The organism is Alcanivorax xiamenensis (assembly GCF_009846745.1).
GTDB lineage: Bacteria > Pseudomonadota > Gammaproteobacteria > Pseudomonadales > Alcanivoracaceae > Alloalcanivorax > Alloalcanivorax xiamenensis.
In genome coordinates this window covers 21,840-43,434 of record NZ_AQPF01000020.1, presented here as the reverse complement: position 1 = coordinate 43,434, position 21,595 = coordinate 21,840, and the positions used below count along the sequence as shown (strand labels likewise).

General features: G+C 61.8%; 18 protein-coding genes. 13 read left to right on the top strand and 5 right to left on the bottom strand.

The window, feature by feature from the left end; genetic code table 11:
- Positions 1–4: 4 nt before the first annotated feature.
- Together A6D6_RS12830 and A6D6_RS12825 are read left to right on the top strand one after the other, a co-directional pair.
- Positions 5–841, top strand: a complete 837-nt coding sequence (locus A6D6_RS12830; protein WP_159660942.1) for a TauD/TfdA dioxygenase family protein — start codon at positions 5–7, stop codon at positions 839–841.
- 79 nt (positions 842–920) lie between these two features.
- The gene (locus A6D6_RS12825) at positions 921–1,655 is read left to right on the top strand and encodes a hypothetical protein (RefSeq protein ID WP_159660941.1); all 735 of its coding nucleotides are present in this window, start codon (positions 921–923) and stop codon (positions 1,653–1,655) included.
- A 10-nt stretch (positions 1,656–1,665) separates the two neighbouring features.
- Here A6D6_RS12825 and A6D6_RS12820 read toward each other — a convergent pair whose 3' ends face one another.
- Together A6D6_RS12820 and A6D6_RS12815 are read right to left on the bottom strand one after the other, a co-directional pair.
- The gene (locus A6D6_RS12820; RefSeq protein ID WP_159660940.1) at positions 1,666–3,222 is read right to left on the bottom strand and encodes a long-chain-fatty-acid--CoA ligase; all 1,557 of its coding nucleotides are present in this window, start codon (positions 3,220–3,222) and stop codon (positions 1,666–1,668) included.
- Positions 3,223–3,352: 130 nt separating this feature from the next.
- Positions 3,353–4,540: an MFS transporter gene (locus A6D6_RS12815; protein ID WP_133490754.1), complete on the bottom strand. Its 1,188-nt coding sequence runs from the start codon at positions 4,538–4,540 to the stop codon at positions 3,353–3,355.
- A gap of 122 nt (positions 4,541–4,662) precedes the next feature.
- Here A6D6_RS12815 and A6D6_RS12810 point away from each other — a divergent pair, with 122 nt between their 5' ends.
- The 4 genes from A6D6_RS12810 (at position 4,663) to A6D6_RS12795 (ending at position 8,346) form a co-directional block, all read left to right on the top strand.
- Entirely contained in the window at positions 4,663–5,451 is a 789-nt protein-coding gene (locus A6D6_RS12810) for an AraC family transcriptional regulator (RefSeq protein ID WP_159660939.1), read from the top strand.
- A gap of 92 nt (positions 5,452–5,543) precedes the next feature.
- Complete coding sequence (locus A6D6_RS12805; RefSeq protein WP_159660938.1) at positions 5,544–5,834, top strand: DUF1330 domain-containing protein; 291 nt, start codon at positions 5,544–5,546, stop codon at positions 5,832–5,834.
- A gap of 72 nt (positions 5,835–5,906) precedes the next feature.
- Complete coding sequence (locus A6D6_RS12800; RefSeq protein WP_159660937.1) at positions 5,907–6,842, top strand: AraC family transcriptional regulator; 936 nt, start codon at positions 5,907–5,909, stop codon at positions 6,840–6,842.
- A 103-nt stretch (positions 6,843–6,945) separates the two neighbouring features.
- Positions 6,946–8,346, top strand: a complete 1,401-nt coding sequence (locus A6D6_RS12795) for an amidase (RefSeq protein ID WP_133490758.1) — start codon at positions 6,946–6,948, stop codon at positions 8,344–8,346.
- A 38-nt stretch (positions 8,347–8,384) separates the two neighbouring features.
- Here A6D6_RS12795 and A6D6_RS12790 read toward each other — a convergent pair whose 3' ends face one another.
- The 3 genes from A6D6_RS12790 to A6D6_RS12780 form a co-directional block, all read right to left on the bottom strand.
- Positions 8,385–9,644, bottom strand: coding sequence for an MFS transporter (locus A6D6_RS12790; RefSeq protein WP_133490759.1), 1,260 nt, complete (start codon positions 9,642–9,644; stop codon positions 8,385–8,387).
- Positions 9,645–9,840: 196 nt separating this feature from the next.
- Positions 9,841–10,788, bottom strand: coding sequence for a pirin family protein (locus A6D6_RS12785; RefSeq protein WP_133490760.1), 948 nt, complete (start codon positions 10,786–10,788; stop codon positions 9,841–9,843).
- Between the two features lie 72 nt (positions 10,789–10,860).
- Positions 10,861–11,697, bottom strand: a complete 837-nt coding sequence (locus tag A6D6_RS12780) for a hypothetical protein (protein ID WP_159660936.1) — start codon at positions 11,695–11,697, stop codon at positions 10,861–10,863.
- Positions 11,698–11,874: 177 nt separating this feature from the next.
- Here A6D6_RS12780 and A6D6_RS12775 point away from each other — a divergent pair, with 177 nt between their 5' ends.
- From A6D6_RS12775 to A6D6_RS12745, 7 genes are all read left to right on the top strand, one after another.
- Complete coding sequence (locus A6D6_RS12775) at positions 11,875–12,666, top strand: M15 family metallopeptidase (protein WP_133490762.1); 792 nt, start codon at positions 11,875–11,877, stop codon at positions 12,664–12,666.
- A gap of 159 nt (positions 12,667–12,825) precedes the next feature.
- Complete coding sequence (locus A6D6_RS12770) at positions 12,826–14,118, top strand: PAAR domain-containing protein (protein ID WP_159660935.1); 1,293 nt, start codon at positions 12,826–12,828, stop codon at positions 14,116–14,118.
- Complete coding sequence (locus A6D6_RS12765) at positions 14,115–14,609, top strand: hypothetical protein (protein WP_133490764.1); 495 nt, start codon at positions 14,115–14,117, stop codon at positions 14,607–14,609. The genes A6D6_RS12770 and A6D6_RS12765 overlap by 4 nt, the downstream gene beginning before the upstream one ends.
- A gap of 6 nt (positions 14,610–14,615) precedes the next feature.
- Positions 14,616–16,061 (top strand): hypothetical protein, encoded by a 1,446-nt coding sequence (locus A6D6_RS12760; protein ID WP_133490765.1) that lies wholly within the window; start codon positions 14,616–14,618, stop codon positions 16,059–16,061.
- A gap of 8 nt (positions 16,062–16,069) precedes the next feature.
- Positions 16,070–19,822, top strand: coding sequence for a type VI secretion system membrane subunit TssM (gene tssM, locus A6D6_RS12755; RefSeq protein ID WP_159660934.1), 3,753 nt, complete (start codon positions 16,070–16,072; stop codon positions 19,820–19,822).
- Positions 19,815–20,813 (top strand): type VI secretion system-associated protein TagF, encoded by a 999-nt coding sequence (gene tagF / locus A6D6_RS12750; protein ID WP_133490767.1) that lies wholly within the window; start codon positions 19,815–19,817, stop codon positions 20,811–20,813. Before tssM ends, tagF begins: the two co-directional genes overlap by 8 nt.
- Complete coding sequence (locus A6D6_RS12745) at positions 20,810–21,595, top strand: OmpA family protein (protein WP_133490768.1); 786 nt, start codon at positions 20,810–20,812, stop codon at positions 21,593–21,595. Before tagF ends, A6D6_RS12745 begins: the two co-directional genes overlap by 4 nt.

Below are 21,595 nucleotides of genomic sequence, written 5' to 3'. Positions count from 1 at the left end.
AGTAATGTCATTCACCGTGAGCCCCACCGGTGCCGCCTGCGGCGCCATGATTAACGGACTGGATTTGTCCCGCCCCTTGGACTCGGCCACGGTGGCTGCGGTCCGCGAGGTTTGGCTGGAACACAAGGTAGTGGTATTCCCCGATCAGAGTTTGTCGGATGATGACCTGGAACGGTTCAGCCGTTATTTCGGTGACTTCGCCGGCGACCCCTACATTGCTTCCATGGAAGACCGGCCCAATATCATCGAGTTGCGCCGCACCGCCGATGAAACGTCACCGATTTTCGCCGACAGCTGGCACACAGACTGGAGCTTCGGTGAAACTCCGCCGGCGGCCACTATTCTGTATGGCATCACTATTCCACCTCATGGTGGGAATACGGATTTCATTAACCAGGAATTGGCATTACGGGAAATGCCGGAGGAACTGCGGCGGCGGTTGCGGGATAAGGTGGCCTTGCACTCGGCGCAGCGGGCCTACGCGCCGGACGGGATCTATGGCGAGCAGGATGCCAGCAAGGGGCGGGGCTTCAAAATCCTGGCCTCCGATGAAGCCTACAAAGTGCAACCGCACCCAATCATCCGCCCGCACCCGGAAACCGGCAATGAGTCGATCTTCGGCTGTATCGGCTACATCCTTGGATTTCAGGACATGGATCCGGACGACAGCATGGCGCTGTTGATGGACCTGTATCGCTGGCAAACCCGTGAGCAATTCCAGTATCAGCATGAATGGCAACCGGGCATGCTGGTGATGTGGGATAACCGGGCGGTTTTGCATAAAGCCAATGGTGGCTATGAAGGCCATGAGCGGGTACTGCACCGGACGGTCATCAAGTAGCCCCCTGATTAAAACAGAGACCTGATCGCATGATCCAAACGCCACGCCTCCGGCCAATACCACTACAAAGGCGGCTGTTATGACTGACCTGACTTCATTCGTGCCGCTGTTGGCGGAGGCGGTTTGCCGGCACAAGACATTGCCGCCACTACCGCCGGGTTTGACCGAGATGGAAGGCTATCAACTGGCGCGTCAGCTGGCGCAAGCCGTGGTCGGGGAGAAGGCCCTCCACGCGCTGAAAGCAGGGCTGACCGACCCGCGTATACAAGCCCATCTGGGATTGTATGAGGCCATGTTGGGGCATCTTTATCCGAATAGACGTCTGCAATCGGGGGCTCGTCTGTCCCGCCGTGGCAAGGCCATGATCGAGTGCGAGCTGGCGGTTTTCGTGGATGCCGGAGGGCGGCCGGTGTCGGTGGCGCCGGCGCTGGAGTTCGTCAATGTGGATTTCGCCCGGTCGGAGGACCTGACGCCGCCCAATCTGGCGGCGATCAATCTGGGTGCGGATGCCTTTCTGGTGGGAGAAACACAGCCATGGAATGACGCCACGCTGGCCAGTCTGGACACCATCCGGATTGAACTGTACCGGGATGAGGCGCTGTTGCTGGAGGCACCGGCCAACAGTTCCCTTGGCGGTGCCGTTGATGGATCACAATGGATGCTCGACAAGGCGCGCCAGCTGGGCTGGTCTCTGGACGGCGAAACACTGCTGATGACCGGCACCGTGGGCAAGCCGCTGGCGTTCGTGCCAGGGGTCTACCGCGCTGACTACGGGCCGCTGGGCTCGTTGTCGTTCACCATTGATGATCAATAGCAAAGGCGGCTCAACTGACCTGCCGTTCACGTCCGCCCCAGTGTTCCTCGCGCAGCTTGTACTTGAGCAGCTTGCCGGCGGGAGACAACGGCAGCTCGGTGCGCACTTCCAGACTGCGAGGAATCTTGTAGTTGGCGATCAGCGTTTTGCAGTGGACCATCAATTCATCCAGCTCCAGCGCGCCTCCATCCTGCAATACCACCGCGGCGTGGACACGTTCGCCCCAGTCGCCATCGGGAATGCCGATCACCGCGCATTGGGCCACTTGCGGTAGCTGCAGTACCGCTTCTTCCACTTCGGCGGAATAAACGTTCTCGCCACCGGTGACGATCATGTCCTTGATCCGGTCGACCACATAGACAAAGCCGTCTTCGTCCATGTAGCCGGCGTCACCGGTGTGCATCCAGCCGCCGCGCAGGGCGTCGTTGGTTTGTTCCGGTTTGTTCCAGTAACCCCGCATGACCACGGGGCCGCGCACCACGATCTCTCCGCGGGTCCGGGCTGGCACGGGCTCATCGTTGTCGTCGACGATGCGCATTTCCACCATTGGTAAAGGACGGCCGGCGGACATCATCTTGCCGCTGCGGAAACCTTCCTCGGTGTGCCAGTCCGGAGTGAGGATGGAGACCGTCGGGGACAATTCCGTCATGCCGTAGGCTTGCAGGAAGCGGGCCTGGGGCAATGCCTCACGGGCGCGGTTCAACAAGGTGCTGTCGATTGGAGACGCGCCGTAAAGCAGATGTTTGAGACTGCTCAGGTCGTATTGCGCGAAGTCCGGATGGCTCAACACCATGCGGATCATGGTGGGCACCAGGAAGGCCTCCAGAATGCGCTCCTGCTGGATCGCCTTCAGCACCGCCAACGGCTCGAACATGGGAATGATGACACTGGTATTCAGACGCGCCGTGGCTTGCAGGATCAACCCTGTTCCGGCCACATGGAAAGTCGGTGCCGCGTGCAGCGTCACCGAGCGGTAGGGCATGCCGGACACCGCCTGGGAACCCAACCCGTCAATGTACAGGTTGGTGTGGCTGAGCATGACGCCCTTGGGTTTGCCGGTGGTACCACCGGTGTACATCACCGCCGCCAGATCATCGCCGTGACGATGGGTGTCCGCCACCGGCGTGCTGCCGGCGATCAGGGCTTCGAAATCATGGGTGCTGGCGGGGGCGCTTTTATCGCCGGCATAAATGACGGTTTTCAACGAGCGGGACCCTTGCCGCAGTTCCTCAAGCAAAGGCAAAAAGGTATCGTCCACTACCAGAATAGTGCTGTCGCAGTCGTCCAGGGAGTAAATGATTTCCCGCGGACTCCAGCGGATGTTGACCGGATTGATCACGCCACCGGCCCAGAAAGTAGCGTAGATGGCTTCCATGTACCGGTCGGAATTGAGACTCAGAATGGCGACACGGTCGCCGGTGCCGAGCCCCAGTGCCTTCAAACCGCCCGCCAGCCGCGAAACCCGCGAAACCAGATCGCGGTAGCTTTGCCGTCGGTCGCCGTACACCGTGGCGGTGCGTTCAGGCACTTCCAGAAGCGCTTTGTGCAAGGGCTGAGTAAGGTACATGGGGCCTCCTGGCGTTTTATTGTTAGCGGGTCCCGCGGTCCGGGTTCGCGGATCGGTGACGGACCGGACAGCGCTTCTGAAACTAGAAGAGCCACGATGGCCGAGCCATCGTCGAAAGCGACGATTTGCCTCAGGTGCTGGCGGCCTCCGCCCGTGATGTCCCGGTGGCAGGGAAGATCAACGCGGCAACGAATGTCAGTGTGGCGAAACAGGCCAGCACCAGATAGAGCCCGAGCAGGCCATGGCGCGGCTCCAGATAAGCAATCATCGGGATCGCCGCCGCACTGGCGCCGAACGACAGGAAGTAACGCAAAGCAAAGACTCGTGACTGCCAACGCGGCGCGACGAAACGCGCGACCATGGCATCGTTTACGGTCACCTGACCGAAAACGGCGAACATGAACAGGGCTCCGAACAAAACCACGGTGCCGCCCTGGCCGAAAGCCAGCATCACCAGTAAGGGTGCCTGGCAGAGCGTAAGGATAACGAATGGCGCCTTGAGGCTCAGCCGGTCGATCAGGCGGCCCATGATCAACTGTGCGACAGCCCCGAAGGCGTAGGCGAGACTGACCACGATCCCCAGAGTGTCCGGAGAGTCGATAAGCGTGGCCAGACGGTCCTGAAACAGCTTTGGGTAGGTCACGGTGCTGGCATTGAACACTACGCCACCGGTGGCCGTGACCATGGCCAGCACGATGAATACCCGGCGCATGGAAATACCGCTGCCGGCACTGTCCCGCGCCGTCGTATTCCGTGTCAGGTGGGGCGGGGGATGTTCGCCGACACAGAACAGGAACCCGATCCCGGTCAGGATCGACACGGCGCCGGGCAAGATGAACGCGGCCCGCCAGCCGAAGCGAGCGGTAAGGAAGCCGGTCAACAAAGCGGCAAACGCCACGCCGAGGTTGCCCCACATCCCGTTTATGCCGATCTCTCGTCCCGGGTTCTCGGCGTGCGACACCAGCATTGCCGTGCCCACGGGATGATAGATGGCGGCAAATACACCGATCAGAGTGAGTCCGGCCACCAGCACCGGCACGTCCTTCGCCAGGCCGGTGATCAGTGCCGCTGCGCCAATACCGAAGAAGAACATCAGCATCATCCGGCGTCGGCTCCACAGGTCTCCAAGCCATCCGGCGGGCAGTGAGCAGGCGCCGAAGGCGATGAATCCGCCCAGCGACAGGCCGATCATCTCGGCGTATCCGAGCCCGAAACCCGAGGTCATGCCGAGCACGGCGGCGGGAAAAATCAACATGAACATGTGGTCGATGACATGGGCGGCGTTGATGAATCTGATGACGGTCCTGGGGTGGTTCATGGCACCTGGTCTTTGGCTATGGCTGCTGTGAGGGCATTGATGGAAACCAATGGGGTGTTCGAGCGCTCCATGATAGATTGTCCTTAATCTTCGTATCAGACAGTGAAGTCATCGAAACGGACATGTTGATTGATCACGCCTCCAGTGCCCCATTCGCCGCCGTTGCTCTCGATTACTCCGATGGCTGGCGGGTATCACGTCATTCTCACCGGCAGGCACAGTTCCTTTACGCCGCCAGCGGTTTGATGCGGGTGATCAGTCAGCAGGGGGCCTGGGTCATTCCACCGACCAGAGGCGTGTGGATTCCCCCTTATGTCGAGCACGAAATCGTGATGTCCGGGGTGGTGCGCATGCGCACGCTGTTTATTGACCGGAGCCGGGCGCCGTCGCCCATGCCGGAGTGTTGCGTGCTGGCGGTGACCCCATTGCTGCGGGAGATGATTCTGCGGGCCGTTGATCTGGAGCTGCGGCCTCGGCGGGACACGTTCTACCAGCGTTTGCAGGCATTGATTCTGAGCGAAATTTTCAGTCTCGAATCGATGCCCCTGCATTTGCCGATGCCCCGCGATCGGCGCTTGCAGGTGATTTGCCAGGCCCTTATGGCGGCGCCGCGGCAGGATCGGACCCTGGACGACTGGGGGCTGGAAGTCGGCGCCAGCGCCCGCACGCTGTCGCGACTGTTCACGCGGGAGCTGGGTATGAGTTTCGGCGAGTGGCGGCAACAACTGCGCCTGACCGAGGCTTTGCCGCGCTTGCTGGCCGGTGACGGCGTGCAAAAAGTGGCGCGGGATCTGGGCTATGGCAGTAGCCGAGCCTTCAGCAGCATGTTTCGCCGCTTGTTGGGGGCAACACCTAGCGACTATCTCAGACACCACGCCTCGGGTAATTACAGCAAAGGTCACGGAGTGTGATCGCGAACAATTAGCGCTTGTTTTGCTTGGGGCGCGGATGAACGTCGTATCATGCCATCGATCTTGAACAGACTCTCAATCAGGAGAAGGTTATGACCGCCTATATCGTATTGATGAAAGAAACCACCCATGACCCGGCGGAACTGGAGATTTACGCCCGAGGCGCCAAGGCCGCCCGGGGGGACCATCCGATCACCCCGCTGGCGTTCTACGGTGATCTGGAAGTGCTGGAAGGGCCGGCCATGGAGGGCGCGGTCATTCTCCAGTTCCCGGACGTGGAGGCGGCACGCGCCTGGTATCACAGTCCCGCCTACCAGGAAGCCATGCAGCACCGGGTCAAGGGCGCGGATTGGCGCGTGTTCATCGTAAAAGGGGTGGCCTGAGGGCTTGCCATCGGCGTCGACGCGGCGCAGCTTAACAAGCTGGCCGAACCCTGAGCCGCCTGGAGTCCGCCCATGCATGTGGAATACGCCACCGATCATCTGGAGCGTCCCCGCCGTTTCGAATACTGGCACGATGTGGTGTGCCGGCACTGCATTCCCGCCGACAGCCGTCTGTTGAGTCGGACTCCGTTTGATGGCCGTCTGTCGGTGCGGGATCTCGGTCCCGCCGCGATCAGCACCATGGAGGCGCCATTGCACCGCTGGAGCCGGCAGGCCAGTCATCTGCGCACTCATCCGGATGAGGATCTGTGGATTGGCTTCGCTGAATCCGGCAGTGGTGTGATGGAACAGAATGGTCATCAGACGCCGCTGACGGACGGTACCCTGATTCTTTATGACGCCGCCAGGCCATTTCAATGCACGCTGGAAGCCGGCCGGGTTTATCTGGTCCGGCTTCCACGCCGGGCCTTATTGCGGCGTTTCCCCCAGGCGGAGCGCGGTATTGGCCAGGCCCTGGCACCGCACCGTCCTGGGGTCGCGCCGCTGCGGACCATGATTCAACAAGCCGCCGCCCTGGAAGTGGGTGACGACCGGATCGGCGCGGCGGAACAATTCGGGCTCGCGTTACTGGACCTGGCGGCGGTGGCACTGGAATGGCAGGGCGAGCGCCTCGACGGCGCGGTTGAAAACGATCTTCATGGCCGTCTCTGCCGGTTTATCGAGGCGCACTTCGAGGACCCGTCGTTATCGCTGGTGGCGCTGGCCCGTGCCCACCATGTGTCGCCTCGCACCGTGACCCGCGCTTTTGCCCGCCATGATCAGACCGCCATGGGCATGGTGTGGCGCGTGCGTCTGCAAGCGAGCCGGCGGGCGCTGGAGCAGGGGCGTGTGGCCAGCGTCACCGAGGCGGCATTCAATCACGGTTTTACCGACGTTTCCCATTTCAGTCGTGCTTTCCGGCGGGCGTTCGGTAGGGCACCGCATACCCTGTTGAGGCCGCATCACTGATTCTGACCTTCCAGGCACACCGCCTTGTCCTTCTCAGTCCAGCACCAGGTCGACGGGCTTGCTAGCGTTGACGCTGCTAATCCGGGCTCGAGGAGCAATGAAAATGACAAATAATGAACTGCACTATTTGGATTTGATGGAAGTGGGCCGGCAGATCCAGAGCCGGCAACGATCCTCCGAAGAGGTTACCCGCCACATGCTGGAGCGGGTGGATAGGGTGGATCCGTGCTTGCACAGCTACGTCACCGTGATGGCGGATCAGGCACTGCGGGAGGCCCGCGCCGCCGACAAGGAAATCGCCGCGGGGCAGGCCCGAGGTCCGCTGCATGGCGTGCCACTGGCGGTGAAGGACCTGCTGTGGACCGCCGGCACCGCCACTTCCCATGGCATGCCGATCCTGCGTGATCATGTGCCCACGGAGGACGCCACCACGGTACGGCGGTTGCGTGATGCCGGCGCTGTGCTGTTGGGCAAGCTGCAGCAAACCGAAGGCGCTTTCGCCGACCACCATCCGGATGTCACCGCGCCGATCAACCCCTGGGGAGAGACCTTGTGGTCCGGTGTCTCTTCCAGTGGCTCCGGCGTGGCCACCGCCGCCGGGCTGTGCTTTGGTTCCCTGGGCACCGACACGGGCGGTTCAATTCGCTTTCCTTCCTCCGCCAATGGCGTCACCGGTTTGAAGCCCACCTGGGGGCGGGTCAGTCGGCATGGGGCGTTCGAATTGGCGGCATCGCTGGACCACATCGGTCCAATCGCGCGGAATACCGCGGATGCCGCCGCTATCCTGGGCGCCATCGCCGGTGCCGACCCTCTGGACCCCACCGCCGCGCGGCAACCGGTACCGGATTATCTGGCACTGATGACCCGGGGCGTGGCCGGCCTGCGCCTGGGATTTGATCCCGACTGGGGCATGAAGCCGGCGGACCAGGCCACCCAGGCGGCGGTGAGCGAAGCCCTCAAGGTACTGGAGAGTGCCGGTGCGCAACCCCGTGAAGTGCGTTTCCCCGACACTGATCAGGCGGTGGCGGACTGGAGCCCGCTGTGTGGCCTGGAAACGGCGGTGGCCCATGAAGAGACTTACCCGTCCCGTCGCTCCGAGTATGGCCCGGTGCTGTCGGCGCTGATTGAAGTCGGGCGCTCGCTGAACGCCATGGATTACCAGAAGCTGCAACTACGGCGGGCGGATTTCCGCGGACGGGTGGAGGCGGTGTTCGACGATGTCGATTTATTGCTGATCCCCGCCGTCGCCTACACTGGTGTGACGGTGGAGACCATGGCTTCCTTCGCCGACGATGAGGCCCTGATGGGGGGGATGATGCGCTACACCTGTCCCTTCGACCTCAGCGGACACCCGACACTGACACTGCCTGGCGGTGTCACCGGGGAGGGTGCCCCGGTGGCCTGGCAACTGGTCGCGCCCCATTTTCGGGAGGACCTGCTGGTTCGCGGGGGTTGGGCTTTTCAGCGCATGACGGACTGGCACCGCCGTCATCCTCAGGTCTGACTGTCGGTACGCAAAGGCGGGGCCCGTGCCCCGCCGGATCATGCCCGGCTCGGCTCGGGCTGTCGGAAGAAGCGGGCGTCGGGTAGGCGCAAGGACACCAATCCGGCCACCACCAGGATGGCGGCAGCGCTGCCAAAGGCCACCCAATGGGTACCAAAGGTTTCGTAACCCCAGCCACCCAGCCAGGAACTGATCATCGCGCCGATCTGATGCCCCAGGTAGGCCCAACCGTAGAGCACGCCCACCGAACGGATACCGTAGACATCGGCCAGAATCGCCGAGGACAGCGCGATGCTGCCGGCCCAGACGATGCCGCCCACCGCCGCCACGGCGTACAGATACCACACCGAGGGCACCATCATCAGACCTATGAAACCGAGGCCACGAATCAAATAGATGGCCGCCAGCAGGTTGCGGCGAGGGACCTGGTCGGCGAGATGGCCAAGCACCAGTGTGCTGGGGATCGCCACCAGGCCGATCAAACCGATACCCAGGGCGGCGGTAATGGGATCGAAACCGTGGTCAGTGAGCATCGGAACCCCATGACTGCCGAGCAGATTCATACTGAAACCGCAGGCAAACAGGCCCAGCGCGATTTTGCAGAAAGGCAGGGTGCGCATCGCCGCCAGGCTGGTAAGTTGTGCCAAGGGGGCCAGTGGCGGCGCGGATTTGCCGCCGCCGCTGTCGCCGGGCAGCAGATCTGTATGCTCGGGGGCCTCGTCGCGGATGATCATCAGTGCCGCGGGGATCACCAGCAGCACGAACAGCACGGTGAACCCGATCAGGGTGTGCTGCCAGCCGTAGCGTTCAATGGTAAAGGTCAACAGCGGCGTCATCACGGCGATGCCGGCCATGGAGCCGGTGGAGAGGTAGAACAGGGCCTTGCCGCGCTGGCGTGTGAACCATCGGCTGATCACCGGCGTCAATGCCACCGGACTGGTAAAGGAGAATCCCAGTGACAACAGAATGCCAAAGGCCATGAAGAAGCTGAATGGATCGGTGGCATTAACCGACCAGATACTGGAAACGACGACGATGGCGGTCCCCAGCAGCAAGACTGCCCGGCTGCCGTACTTTTGCGCCAGAAAACCGGCGATCGGCATGCCGATTCCATAGGCAAGCATGCCTAGGGCGACGATGGTGGAGAGCACCGTGCGGCTCAACCCCAGGTCCTCGGCGATGGGCTTGAAGAACGGGCCGATTCCCATGCGCATGCCCACGGTGAGCAGCGTGATGGTGGTCGCGGCGCCGACAATGTACCAGCCAAAATAGAGGGAGCCGGTCTGCTGACGAGTCATGGTATGCATTCCTTCTTTCGAAACCGGCGCCGGGCCGGCTCCGGTGATCAGGCCGGCTATGATTTACATCTTAAAGAACTAAAGTGCAAGCGTTACATTCCGAGCGGTAGGTCAATTCCATCATTACCAAAGAGCGGCGGAACAGTCGCCGACGTGAGGGCAACAGGGCGGGCAACGCCGCCCAGGCGAGAACGGCTCATTTCAGTTTGGTGCGAGGATCCAGGGGCGGGGCCGTCAACGGCGCACCGTCGTAGGCCTCCACCGCGCCAAAGCGGTCGTTGGGATAGCGCTGCCAGTCCTTGATGGCCGTCTCGATACGCGCCTGGTCACGACCGACAAAATTCCACCACAGCAACACCGGTTGCCCGAGAGGCTCGCCGCCAAGCAGCATGATGTCCGCGCCGTCGTCCAACTCCAGCGTCACCTGCTCGCGACCCTGGCCAAGGTAATAGAGACTGCCGGTATCCATGGGAGCGCCCTCCAGGCGGGCATGGCCTTGGTTGACACAGACGCCCAACTCGAAGGAAGCCGGCACTGGCAGGCTCAGGGTGGTATCCCCATCGGCGCGGATGTGGGCGCCAACCAAAGGAGAAAATACCCGTGCTGGAGACCGACGGCCGTCCAGCTCGCCGACCACCAGGGTGACGAGGGCATCACCCTGGCGCCATTGTGGCAGATCGGTGTGGTGGGCGAAGGCCGGGTTGGTGTCTTCATCCGATTCCGGCAGGGCAATCCAGAACTGCAAGCCATGGATCGGACCGGAGAAGCCGGGAGGGCTTTCCTCGGAATGACAGATGCCCCGGCCGGCGGTCATCAGGTTGAGCTGGCCGGGGCGGATAACCTGCTCATGGCCGAGGCTGTCTTTATGCAAAAGCGCACCCTCGAACAACCAGGTGACGGTCTGTAATCCGATATGCGGATGGGGGCCGACATTGACGCCGTTATCGGCCTCCAAATCCGTGGGGCCGATATGGTCGAGAAAACACCAGGGTCCGATACGTCGTTGTTCACGGACCGGCAGATGGCGAACGATCGGCAGGCCGCTTCCGAGAATCTTGCTTTGCGAGGGCAGGGCACGGACGGTGGGACGCTCGCAGTTTTGCGGACAGTCGATCAGCTCCGCCCCGGTGGTGACGTTGCTCATGGCTGGCTCCCGGGCAGGGGGTGTTGGGGGAGAACTTCAGTATCCCCGCCGGAACAGGTCGGGTAAAGCGGCTTAGCGGGCTCTGGCGCGAGGCGTGGGGCAGGCCGCGTCCTGGCCGGCGTAACGGCTACAGACCTCATTGCGGCATTGAATGCCATTGAGGGTATTGGGTGGAGGGCAGGCGCGCAGTTGCTTTTGCACCGCCAGCGATGTGGGCAGTTGCGGAATTGTGGACACCGGCGGTACCGGTGGCTCCGACAGGGACGCCAGGGTCTGCCGGGTTTCGCCGTAAATCCGCAACATCAGCGCATCAATGGCCTCATTGCGGCTGCTTTCGGTGTCTCGATGCTGTTCGCTGAGATGGCCGTCGCGCACCAGATCGTGCAGCACCGGGCCCAGCGTGCCGTCGTTTTTCACTTCCACCGGGTCCAGCTGGTTCACCCGTGAACCGGAGCGTACCGTCGTAGCCGCGGTGGCCAGGCGGCTGTCGGTGCGGCGGGGTGCCGATGTTCGTGGTTGCCCGGCCGTGGCCACCTGGGAGGATGATGCCACCGGGGACGATATGCCGTTAGGGGCCGGCCGGGACACCTTGGCTTCCCCGGCGATCTCATCGGTCCGGTCATCGATGATCACCGCCCCGCCGATCCGCGCCAGAGGATCCGCTTGCGAAACGGTTCCGGTTACCGGCTCTGGCGCCGTGGCGGCCGCGGGAGGTGTGATTTTCGTCTGGGAGGAGGACGCCAGAGACGAGGGAGACTGAGCCGGGGGAATGGGCGTGGACCACCATTGAGCGAACAACCAGGGCAAGGCCAGCAACAGCGCGACGGCGACCAGTGTGATCGGTGAGAACAGGCGACGCAGGCGCGACAGGGCATCGGGAACGCCCTTTTTGGCCGGGCGTTCTTCCATGTCCGCTAGTATTCTGCCTCCCTGGGCAGTATCGGGCGCGTCCTTACCGGAGGTCACAAGACTTGGCGCCGCTGAGTGGCCGGTATTCAAAAGCTGTCCTTGCCGTTAAATTACCCACCCGCATTCTAACTACTGGGGGAGTGCCGTCAACGACGGTATCGACATGGAAGGCATGCCGTGTTTCTGATTGTAGTGCTGATCACACTGTTTTTGCTGCTGTGCCTCGGGCTTGGCTGGTGGATGCTACCCGAGCGCAGACGGGGGATGAGGGCCGCGCCAACGCGCCGATGGCGCCTGCCTGACCAGATGCGGCGCCATGGCGTGCTGGCGGTGGTGGTGGCGCTGGTTCTGGTGGTGCCGCCGCTGCTGGTGGTCTCGCTGCGTCAAAACGTGGAGCTGAAGCCCTTTCGCGGCACCGATCTGGCGGAATCCCACTCGATGATCGCGGAACTGCTGCGCGGCGAAAGGCTGGTGCCGCCGCCTGCGCCGCCTCCGGAGGTTTTCACCAATGCCGAAATGCGTCGATTCCATCCGGAGGTGATCAGTGCTGATCGCCGCTGGGACAAGGTCGACGGTGCTCTGCGCCAGCGGGTACTGGCGATCTACCGGGTGATGAAACAGCAATACGGCGTCGAAATGGTGCTGGTGGAGGGGTTTCGTGACGCCGAACGGCAGAAGAAACTGATGGGCAAGGGGGCCAGTCTGGCCGGAGCCTGGCGCAGTTGCCACCAATATGGACTGGCGGTGGACAGCGCGCCGCTCAGGGACGGCATGCTGCAATGGGACATGGAGGACGCGTGGACCCGCCAGGCCTACTTCCTGTACGGAGAGCTGGCCAAGGAGGCGGGGTTAACCTGGGGAGGGGATTGGACCAACCTCAAGGACTACGTCCATGTGGAGTCGCGTGACCGCTGCCTGGCGGCCCGGCGGGCGCGTCAGGCCCGGCTCGACGCCCGGAATGGTTCCTAGGGCCCGTCCATTTACCAACCGTCCATTTCCCGACAATGCCAACGCGATTGGTTCCCCGAGGTGGAACCCTGATATACTTCCCCACGGTTTACTGGCCGGCAAGCGATCCGGTACCGGCGCAAGGAAAGATTCCGTTCACAGGATGTGAGGATTGGCGATATGTCACGGCCGATCATAGTACTGGGTGACAAGACCGACCATGGCGGCACCGTCATCGGTGCTTCCACCACCACCGATATCGACGGCAAGGGAGTGGCCCGGGTCGGCGACAAGGTCATCTGCCCCAAACACGGCCCTTCCCCCATCATCACCACCATCGCCACTGGCGATCCCACCAATCTCGTCGACGGCCAGCCCGTGGCCCGCCATGGTGACAAGACCGCTTGCGGCGCGACCCTGATTTCCAGTCAGGCAGGGTCCGTGGTGGATGCCGGTGGCGGTAAAAAAGGTAGCGATCTCGGCGCGGTGGCTGCCGGTCTTGCCACGGTCGTGGGCGTTTCCGCCGCGGTCATCGGTGCCCGCACTTCCCGATACGATGAGCAAATACGTTTCGTCAACGCCAAGGGAGCGCCCCTGGCCGGGGTTAGCTACCGGCTGGAAATGGACGACGGCAGCGTGGTCGAAGGGGAAACCGATGATGACGGGCGCAGCCGTCGTGTTGAAACCGACCAGCCTAGAAAAGTGGTCAAGGCGACACTTTCCTCCTCGCGGCCGGAATGCTGCGGTGATCAACGACACGGGCATGAGGCATCCAGTCTGGAGGTCGACGTGGACAATGTAACCACCAGCGACCAGCAGGTGGGCAGCTCGTTGGCCACCGTGGCCACGCCGGAAGGCGAATCACGAGGGTTGACCTCCGGGGAAATCGCCATGGCCCGGCTGATATTTGGTGATTCCATCGACTACGGACGGGTCCGCGTCCACAACGGCGAGTATTTGTGGTTTGGGCTGCAGCCCAACGATACGGCAATGACCCCTAATGGAGAGATGTATTTCAATCCGAAGGAATTCAAACAAGATTTCTCTAATGATCGTGATTCTGGTCCTTCGGGGCAGATTTGGTTCATGCATGAAATGACCCATGTCTGGCAGTACCAGTTGGGGTTTCCGGTAAAGTGGAAGCGCGGTAACCCTCTCGGGTGGCTCATGCCCTATGAGTATGATGCCGACCCTGCCGCACGGTTTTCCGATTACAACATGGAACAGCAGGGCGACATCATAGGTGACTATTTCTCGCTGAAAGTTCTTGGCAACCGATATGGGGTAGCTCAGGACCGTTATAAGGTGTTCTCCCATTTGCCCTTGCTTGAAATGATTCTGGAAAATTTTCTGCGTGACCCCGGTGACGTGGCCAATTTGCCCGGCGGCGGAAAGGAAAGACGGGATGCACGCCGCGAGAAGAGATCTGAGGAACGCAGCGCCGATTATTATCAGTATGGAGAGAACGAATGAGGAAATTCGTCTTGTTAATCCCTGCACTGATTCTTCTAAACGGCTGTTTTGCGAGTGTTTCTCACTATGGAGGGACAGCCCGTGTTCTGGATCAAAATGGCGTTCCTTGTTTTGCGTTGAAGGACTCAGGGTTCTCGGATTGGACGGTGAGCTTTCTTCAAGTTTCCCGCCTTGATCAGGGTGGGCAAAAAGGGGAGATCCTTTGGGTGGACGGGATTGATGCTCCCAGGCCAGTTATCAATAAGAAGGATTGTATTCTCTGGCGTCAGGCCTTCGAGAATGTAGATGCACAGATGCATGAGCTGCCGCCTGCCATTGAACAACTTCATTCAGGGCTAATCTATTCAGTTCAGATGAACACCTCCCGCGTTGGGGATGACCGTAGCGGCCGATGGTATTCCAGCCACTTTTGCTTGTCCCAATCCCCCTCCGGAGGCCGGGTGGTTCATGACTTGGGGGTGAAGCCCGATGCCTGCCCCGTTGCAAATTAAACATGAATGGCAAAAACGTTTCGGGAAGAACTGGTGACTTTGGGTAAAACACTGAAGGGAATCGTGCTGGTCATTGTTGTCTTCGCCCTGTTCTGGGGAGGGACGATTCTCTTCTGGCGCATCCGAAACACCGATCCCGGGGTAGGCGAGGCGGTGGGCTGGCTTCTGCTGGCGCCACTGGTGGTGCTGGTGTTGCTATGGGCAGTGGCACGTTGGCGGAGTAACCGTCGGGCCGCCGCCAACGATAAAGCGGATACGCCAGCGGAGTCCCCCGAAAGACCGGATGCCGAGCAGACCAGTCTGAATCTGCTTGCCGCGGCGCTGCGCTTGCCGGCGGGTGAAACACCGGAAGAAGCGCTGCAAGGTTTGATGACGCCGCAAGCGCCGAAGCTCCATGGCACTTTGCGTGACGCCCAGGGACTCCCATTATTCGCCGCGCCGCTACCGCTGCTGACCGCGGCCTCACTGGACGCGGTGACATCGGAGCTGAACCGGCTCGCGGGCATGACCCTGCCCGTGGAGGAGTCGGCCCGTCGTAGCCTGGCATTGCTGCTTCCCGTATTTGATGAGTTGCTGATGGAACTGGCCGCCGTTCTTCCGGAGCAGGAGGGGCCCACGGATGAACGCGTCATCGCGGGCCTGAGGCATCGCTCCTCGCCGATGCGGCCAACACCGGTACTGGTGTCGGTGACGTTGCCGGCGGCCTCTCCTTCACTGGTGCCCCTATGCGAGAAGATGATGCGCGGCCGGATCGAGGACCTGGGCCTGGCGGTGGGCCTGAACTGGCGGTTTCAGTTCGAGGATACCCGTACGGGAACGGCATTCTGGCGTCGGCTGGCCCGGCCGGACAGGGAAGAGCAGTGGCAACTGTGGCTGGCAGCGGACTCGTTGATCGATCCGGCGCGAATGCAGACTTTGCAGAAGCGAGGCGCATTGATGACCAGCCGCACCCCTGAAGGCGTGATCCCCGGAGAGGGGGTCGCCGGTGTGCTGCTGGGGACAGGCCAAACCGGCACCGCAAGGATGTCCTGCCGGGGCCCCTATGAGGTGACCTGCCAGGGGGCGGAGAGTGCGCAGACCCGGGCTCGGAAGTTGGCGGAAGCATTGCGCCCGGAGCAAGCGGCGGATCATCCGCGGCCGGGACTGCTGATCAGTAATGCGGATTATCGCGCCGGCTCTTTCGAGGAGGCGGCGTTGCTGGCTCTGAGTTTAAACCCGGAACTGGACGCCAGCCGCCAGTTACTGGCATTGGGGCGCACCGGAGCGCTGGAGGGTGCCACGCCGGCGGTCATGCTGGCTTTGGTGTGGCAGGCGTTACGTGAGGGTCATGAAAGCGTCGCAGTATTGTTCGTGGATGAAGAGAGAGGCCGGCAAGTGGCTGTGTTTAGCGCCGCGCGGGCACAACAGAATCAAACCAAGCCGTCGCTGACGGCGGCAGCGGAACCGGAGTAAGGACACTTATGTCGGGCATGAGAAAGGGGCTTGCCAGCCTGGGCGCCTGGTTGATCAATTACCGATTGTGGGCGGTCTTGGCGCTGGTGATCGGGATTTTCTTATTGTGGCGGGGCGGAGACCCTGGCAGCCAGATCGGTTTTGTACTGCTGGTCGTGGCGCTGGTGCTCGGACTGTTCGCGCTGATCCGCTGGGCAATACGGCGCTGGCGGGAAAGGCGTGCCACTCGGGATATCGACGGCTTGATGAACGAGCAGGCCGAGCGCGCTTCCCGCAATGCCAAGGCGGAGGACCGGGGTGATATCGAGGAGGTCCGTGGCCGCATGCAGGAAGCGGTCAAAGCCATCAAATCCTCCCGTTTGGGCGTTCTCAAAGGCAAGGCGGCGCTTTATGAGCTGCCGTGGCATGTGATCATCGGCAATCCGGCGGCAGGGAAGAGCTCCGCCATTCTTAACTCCGGGCTCAAATTTCCGTTTGAAGACAATCGCAACAGCGTGGTGCAGGGGATTGGCGGCACTCGCAATTGCGACTGGTACTTTACCGCCGAGGGTATTGTGCTGGACACCGCCGGACGTTACTCGGTGGGCGGCGAGGACCGTGGCGAGTGGTTGTCTTTCCTCGACTTGTTGAAAAAACACCGCCCGCGCGCGCCGATCAACGGCATTATCATCGCCGCCAGTATCGCCGAGCTGTCCGGAAACCGGCCGGAATTCGCCATCGAGTTGGCCCGCAATCTGCGCCAGCGCGTGCAGGAGGTGACCGAACGGCTGGAAGTGTTCGCGCCGGTGTACGTGGTCTTTACCAAGGCCGATCTGATCGCCGGTTTCATGTCGTTCTTCAGCGGTCTGGACCCCTCCGAGCGGGAAAAAGTGTGGGGCGCTACCTTGCCCTATGACCCCCAGGCCCAGGTGGACGAACTGTCGATTTTCGACCAGCACTTCGATGAACTGGCGGAAGGTCTCAAGGAAATGGGCCTCTCGCACATGGCGATGCAAAGGGGCAGGGAGGTGGCGCCGGGCCTGCTGACACTACCGTTGGAATTCGTCAGCCTGAAGCCGGTATTGCGGACCTTTATCGCCAGTCTGTTCGAGGACAATCCGTATCAGTTCAAACCGGTATTCCGTGGTTTCTACTTCACCAGTGCGTTGCACGAAGGGGAAACGGTACTGCATGCCTCCGAACGAATTGCCGACGAGTTTTCCCTGGCGCCGCGGCAAGACAAGGACGAACCGACCAGCAGCAAACCGGATCAGGCCCATTTTCTAAAGGACCTGTTTCGGAAAGTGATCTTCGCCGACAAGGAACTGGTTCGTCAGTACTCCAGCCCTTACCGTACCCGCATGCGTTACGGTGCCTTTCTGGCGGGGGCCCTGGTGGTGGCGGCGCTGCTTGGCACCTGGGCATGGTCTTACACCACCAACCGGCAACTGGTGGCGAACGCCTCCCGTGACTTGCAGCAGGCGGTTCAGATCCAGGAGGGGCGGCTCGACCTGCAATCCCGCATCGACGCTTTGCTATTGCTGCAGGACCGGCTGGAGCAGTTGCGTCAGTACCGCCGTGACGGCGGCATCACCACCACCATGGGGCTTTATCAGGGCGATAACATTGAAGCTGCCCTATGGAGGGAATACTTCGCCGGCATGGACCAGGTGATGGTGCGGCCGACCCGGGCCCGCCTGGAAGAATATCTGGGCAAGGTGGTGGCGAACGCCGACCAGTTGTCCATGGAGGAAAACAGAGAAGAAGCGCGCACCACCTTGTACGTACCGCCTTCGCCGAGGAATCCGGCCGAGGCCTACAATGCGCTCAAAGCCTATCTGATGCTCGGCGATCATGAACGGGTGGAACAAACCCATCTGGCCAACCAACTGACCCGTTATTGGCGTGGCTGGCTCGACGCCAACCGGGGGCAGATGAGCCATGAGGATGTGGCGCGGGCCGCGGAAAAACTAATGACGTTCTATGTCGCCAACGCCGGTAAGTCGGGGTGGCCGGAGATCGACACCCGTGTCTCCCTGGTCAACGACACCCGTCAGGCATTGCGTGGCGTGATGCAAGGGCAGCCGGCGATGGAAAGGGTCTTCGCCCAGATCAAGGCCCGTGCCGCCGCCCGTTTCTCCACCATTACGGTGAACTCCTTGCTGGCCGGCGCCAACGGCGAGAACCTGCTGAACGGCAGCTACGCCATTTCCGGGGCATTCTCGCGGGAAGCCTGGCAAGATTACATCAAGGACGCCATCCACGAAGCCGCCAATACCGAGCTCAACACCACGGACTGGGTGCTCGACACCACTGAGCAGAGTGATCTCTCCCTGGCCGGCAGTCCGGAACACATCGCCCGTCAGCTCACCGCGCTCTACAAGCAGGAATATGCCGCGGAATGGCAGCGCTTCCTGCGTGGCGTCAGCGTGGCGGGTTTCTCATCCGGCTTTGATGACGCCACCAGCGCCATGAATCGGCTCGGCAACAGCGAGAGCTCTCCGTTGAAAGCCCTGTTGCAAGCGGTGCACGAGCAGACCGTGTGGGATAACCCGAGAGCTTTGTATGCCCGGGTCAGTGAGCGTTCAGAGCAGAGCAGCGGTATCGTCAATTGGTTCAAGCGTGTGATCCTGCGGCGTGCTCCGGCGGGTATGTCCGGAATGTCCTTCGAAATCGACGACAAAACCGGGGAGGCCATGCTGCCGCCGTTGGGGCCGGTAGGCAAGGCCTTCGAAGGGTTTGCTCAGTTGATGGAGAAACGCGGTGGGCAAGCCCCGGCCATTGATGCCTATTTCGATGCCCTGGCGGCGACACGCTCCCGTCTGAACGACATCAAAATGGCGGAAGTGCCTGGCCCCGGCGCCCGCACTTTGATGCAGGAAACGCTGAGCAATCAGGGATCGGAACTGAGCTCCGCCTTGCGGCTGGTGGACGAGCAGTTGCTCACCGGGATGGGCGCGGAAGAAAAACAGGCGCTCAGGCCGCTGTTGCTGCAACCGCTCACGCAGACCTTCGCGGCGCTGGTTCCGGCGGCCGAAAACGAAATCAACCGGACCTGGCAAGCCCAGGTATACCAACCGTTTGATCAGGGCATCGGCCAGCAATTCCCCTTCGATCTGAGCGCCGATGAGGACGCGCCGAAAACCGAGGTGGCGACGATCTTTGGTCCTTCCGGCGCCATCGCCACCTTCAACAAGGAGGCACTGGGAAGCCTGGTGATTCAACGGGGCAATGTTTTGACACCACGTCGCTGGGCCGGAATGGGAATCCGTCTTTCCCCCGAACTGGTCAGCGGTTATGGCGATTGGGTGAGCGGCCAGAGTGGCGGCGCCGGTGAAACCGACGTCACCATCTTCCAAATCCTGCCGGCGCCGGCTATTGGCGCGGTGGAGTACGTGCTGGAAATCGATGGCCAGTCGCTGCGTTATCGAAACACGCCGCCGCAATGGGAAACCATGCAATGGCCCAATCGTGGCGCCACCCCGGGGGCCAAGCTGGTGGCCACCACCAGCGACGGGCGCCAGGTGCAGCTGGCAGACTTCCCCGGAGAGAACGGTTTCGCTCAACTGATGGACGCGGCCAGGCTGCAAAGCCGGTCCGACAGCAGCACGGTGACCTGGAGTAAAGGCACGGTGTCCATTTCCATGGAAATGCGCACTGTCCGCAGAGCGGGGGCCGGTAGCGACAGTGACAGCTGGCAGCGAGGGTTGAGATTGCCTCGGATCGTTGCCGGACAAGGCGCGGACAAGCAGCTTGCCAGCCAGGGAGGCGAGGATGAGTGAGACGGCGGATACGCAAACCGTACAGGCAGGATACTTCGGCAAGCTGCCTTCTCGCGGGGATTTTGTTCGCAGTAGCGATCAACATCGCCTGATGTCGCTCTTGGACCGCTGGGCGGCCGGCAGCCTGGATCAGTTCAGCCATAATCCGGACTGGAAAACACTGTACGATCAGGCGCCCTGGCTCCACTTCGCGTTTCTCGGCTCACGCAGCCAACTGGCGATTGCCGGCCATATGCTGCCCAGCTGCGACGCTTCCCAGCGCCGTTATCCGTTCCTCTCGGCGGTACGGCTGCAGGTGACGGATACCGCCGGATTCATCGCCCGCAGCCCGTTGGCGCTGTTTCCGGCCTGGCGGCAACTGGCGGCGGAATCGAGCCGGGCGGTTCATAGCAAGGACGCGACCTCGGAATTGGTGGAACTGGGGCAACGGGATTTCACCGTGGACGTTCAGCCGCAGGCGTTTGAGAGCCGTTTTCAACAATTGCTTGAGCAGGAGACGCTGGCCGGACTTGAGAGCAGCATGCGCCGGGCAGGATACCCCTCGGTCGCGCTTAAACGAAGCCTGCCGGCGCTGGGGCTATTGCTGCAACCGTTGATGAGCCAGCAACAAGTCAGCATCGACAAGGGATTGATCCTGCCCCTGCCGGCGGAGGCGGAAACGCAGGCGCTGACAGCGACCTGGTGGTTGGACATGCTGACCGGTTTTGTTCGTCGCGGTGATTTCGAACTGGCGGTGTTGATTCGCGGTGGCGAGACACCGGCGATGATCGTCGGCTTCAATGGCGCTGATCATCAAATATTACGCTCGGTATGGGATCCGAACGTGGCGGAATCCCATCTGATCGCGGTGCAGGATGCCGACTGGGTAGAGGACTATATGGCCATGAATGTCAGCTTGAACCGGCTCGCCAGCTACATCGACCGTGGCGATCTGTCCCTGGGCAGCGCCCGGCGCTTTTTCATGGAAACCTTTCTCGGGGGTGAAATATGAGCTGGCGCAAAGGGATATTGACGTTGTTGTGCGGCGGCTTGATGCAAGTGTCGTTCGCGCAGGAGGCGGAGGAGGCTCCGGAGAAGCCTTCGTTGCCGCCGGTGGTGGCCAAGGGCGTGGTTCCGGATCAAGCCACCCGGGCGGCGGTGCTGGAGCGTCTGCACGATATTTACGGTGAGGAACGGGTTGTGGATCGCATCCAGGTGGAAGCGGTGCCCGCGCCGCCGAACTGGGGGCAATACGTGGCCAATATGTTGTCGCCGGAACTCAAATCGATCCGCGGCGGCGAGATCAGCATCGAAGGCCAGAGTGTCCGCATCACGGGAGAAGTGGATAACGAGGCTCTGCGTCAGCGCGTCGCCAGTGCCCTGAGCATGGCGAGCAGCCGGGACTACACGGTGACCAACAGTCTGCGTCTTGGAGAGTCCCGCCAACAACGTCTGGACGATACTCTGGCGGATCGCCTGATCCGGTTCCAGAGCGGCAGTGACCGGCTGACGCCTGACGGACAACGCATCCTCGATGAGATGGCCGAGGTGATGCGCGATATGGGCGAGGCCCATGTCCAGATCATTGGTCATACGGATAATGTCGGCCGCCGTCAGAGCAATGTGGCGTTGAGCTATGCCAGGGCGGACGCGGTGCGTCGTTACTTGATCGAGCAGGGTGTGCGTGAGGAGGGGCTGGGGGTGGTCGGCAAAGGGCCGGATGAACCGGTGGCGGACAACGCCACAGCCGAAGGGCGCGCGCGTAACCGGCGCATCGAATTCCGCATTCTCTGA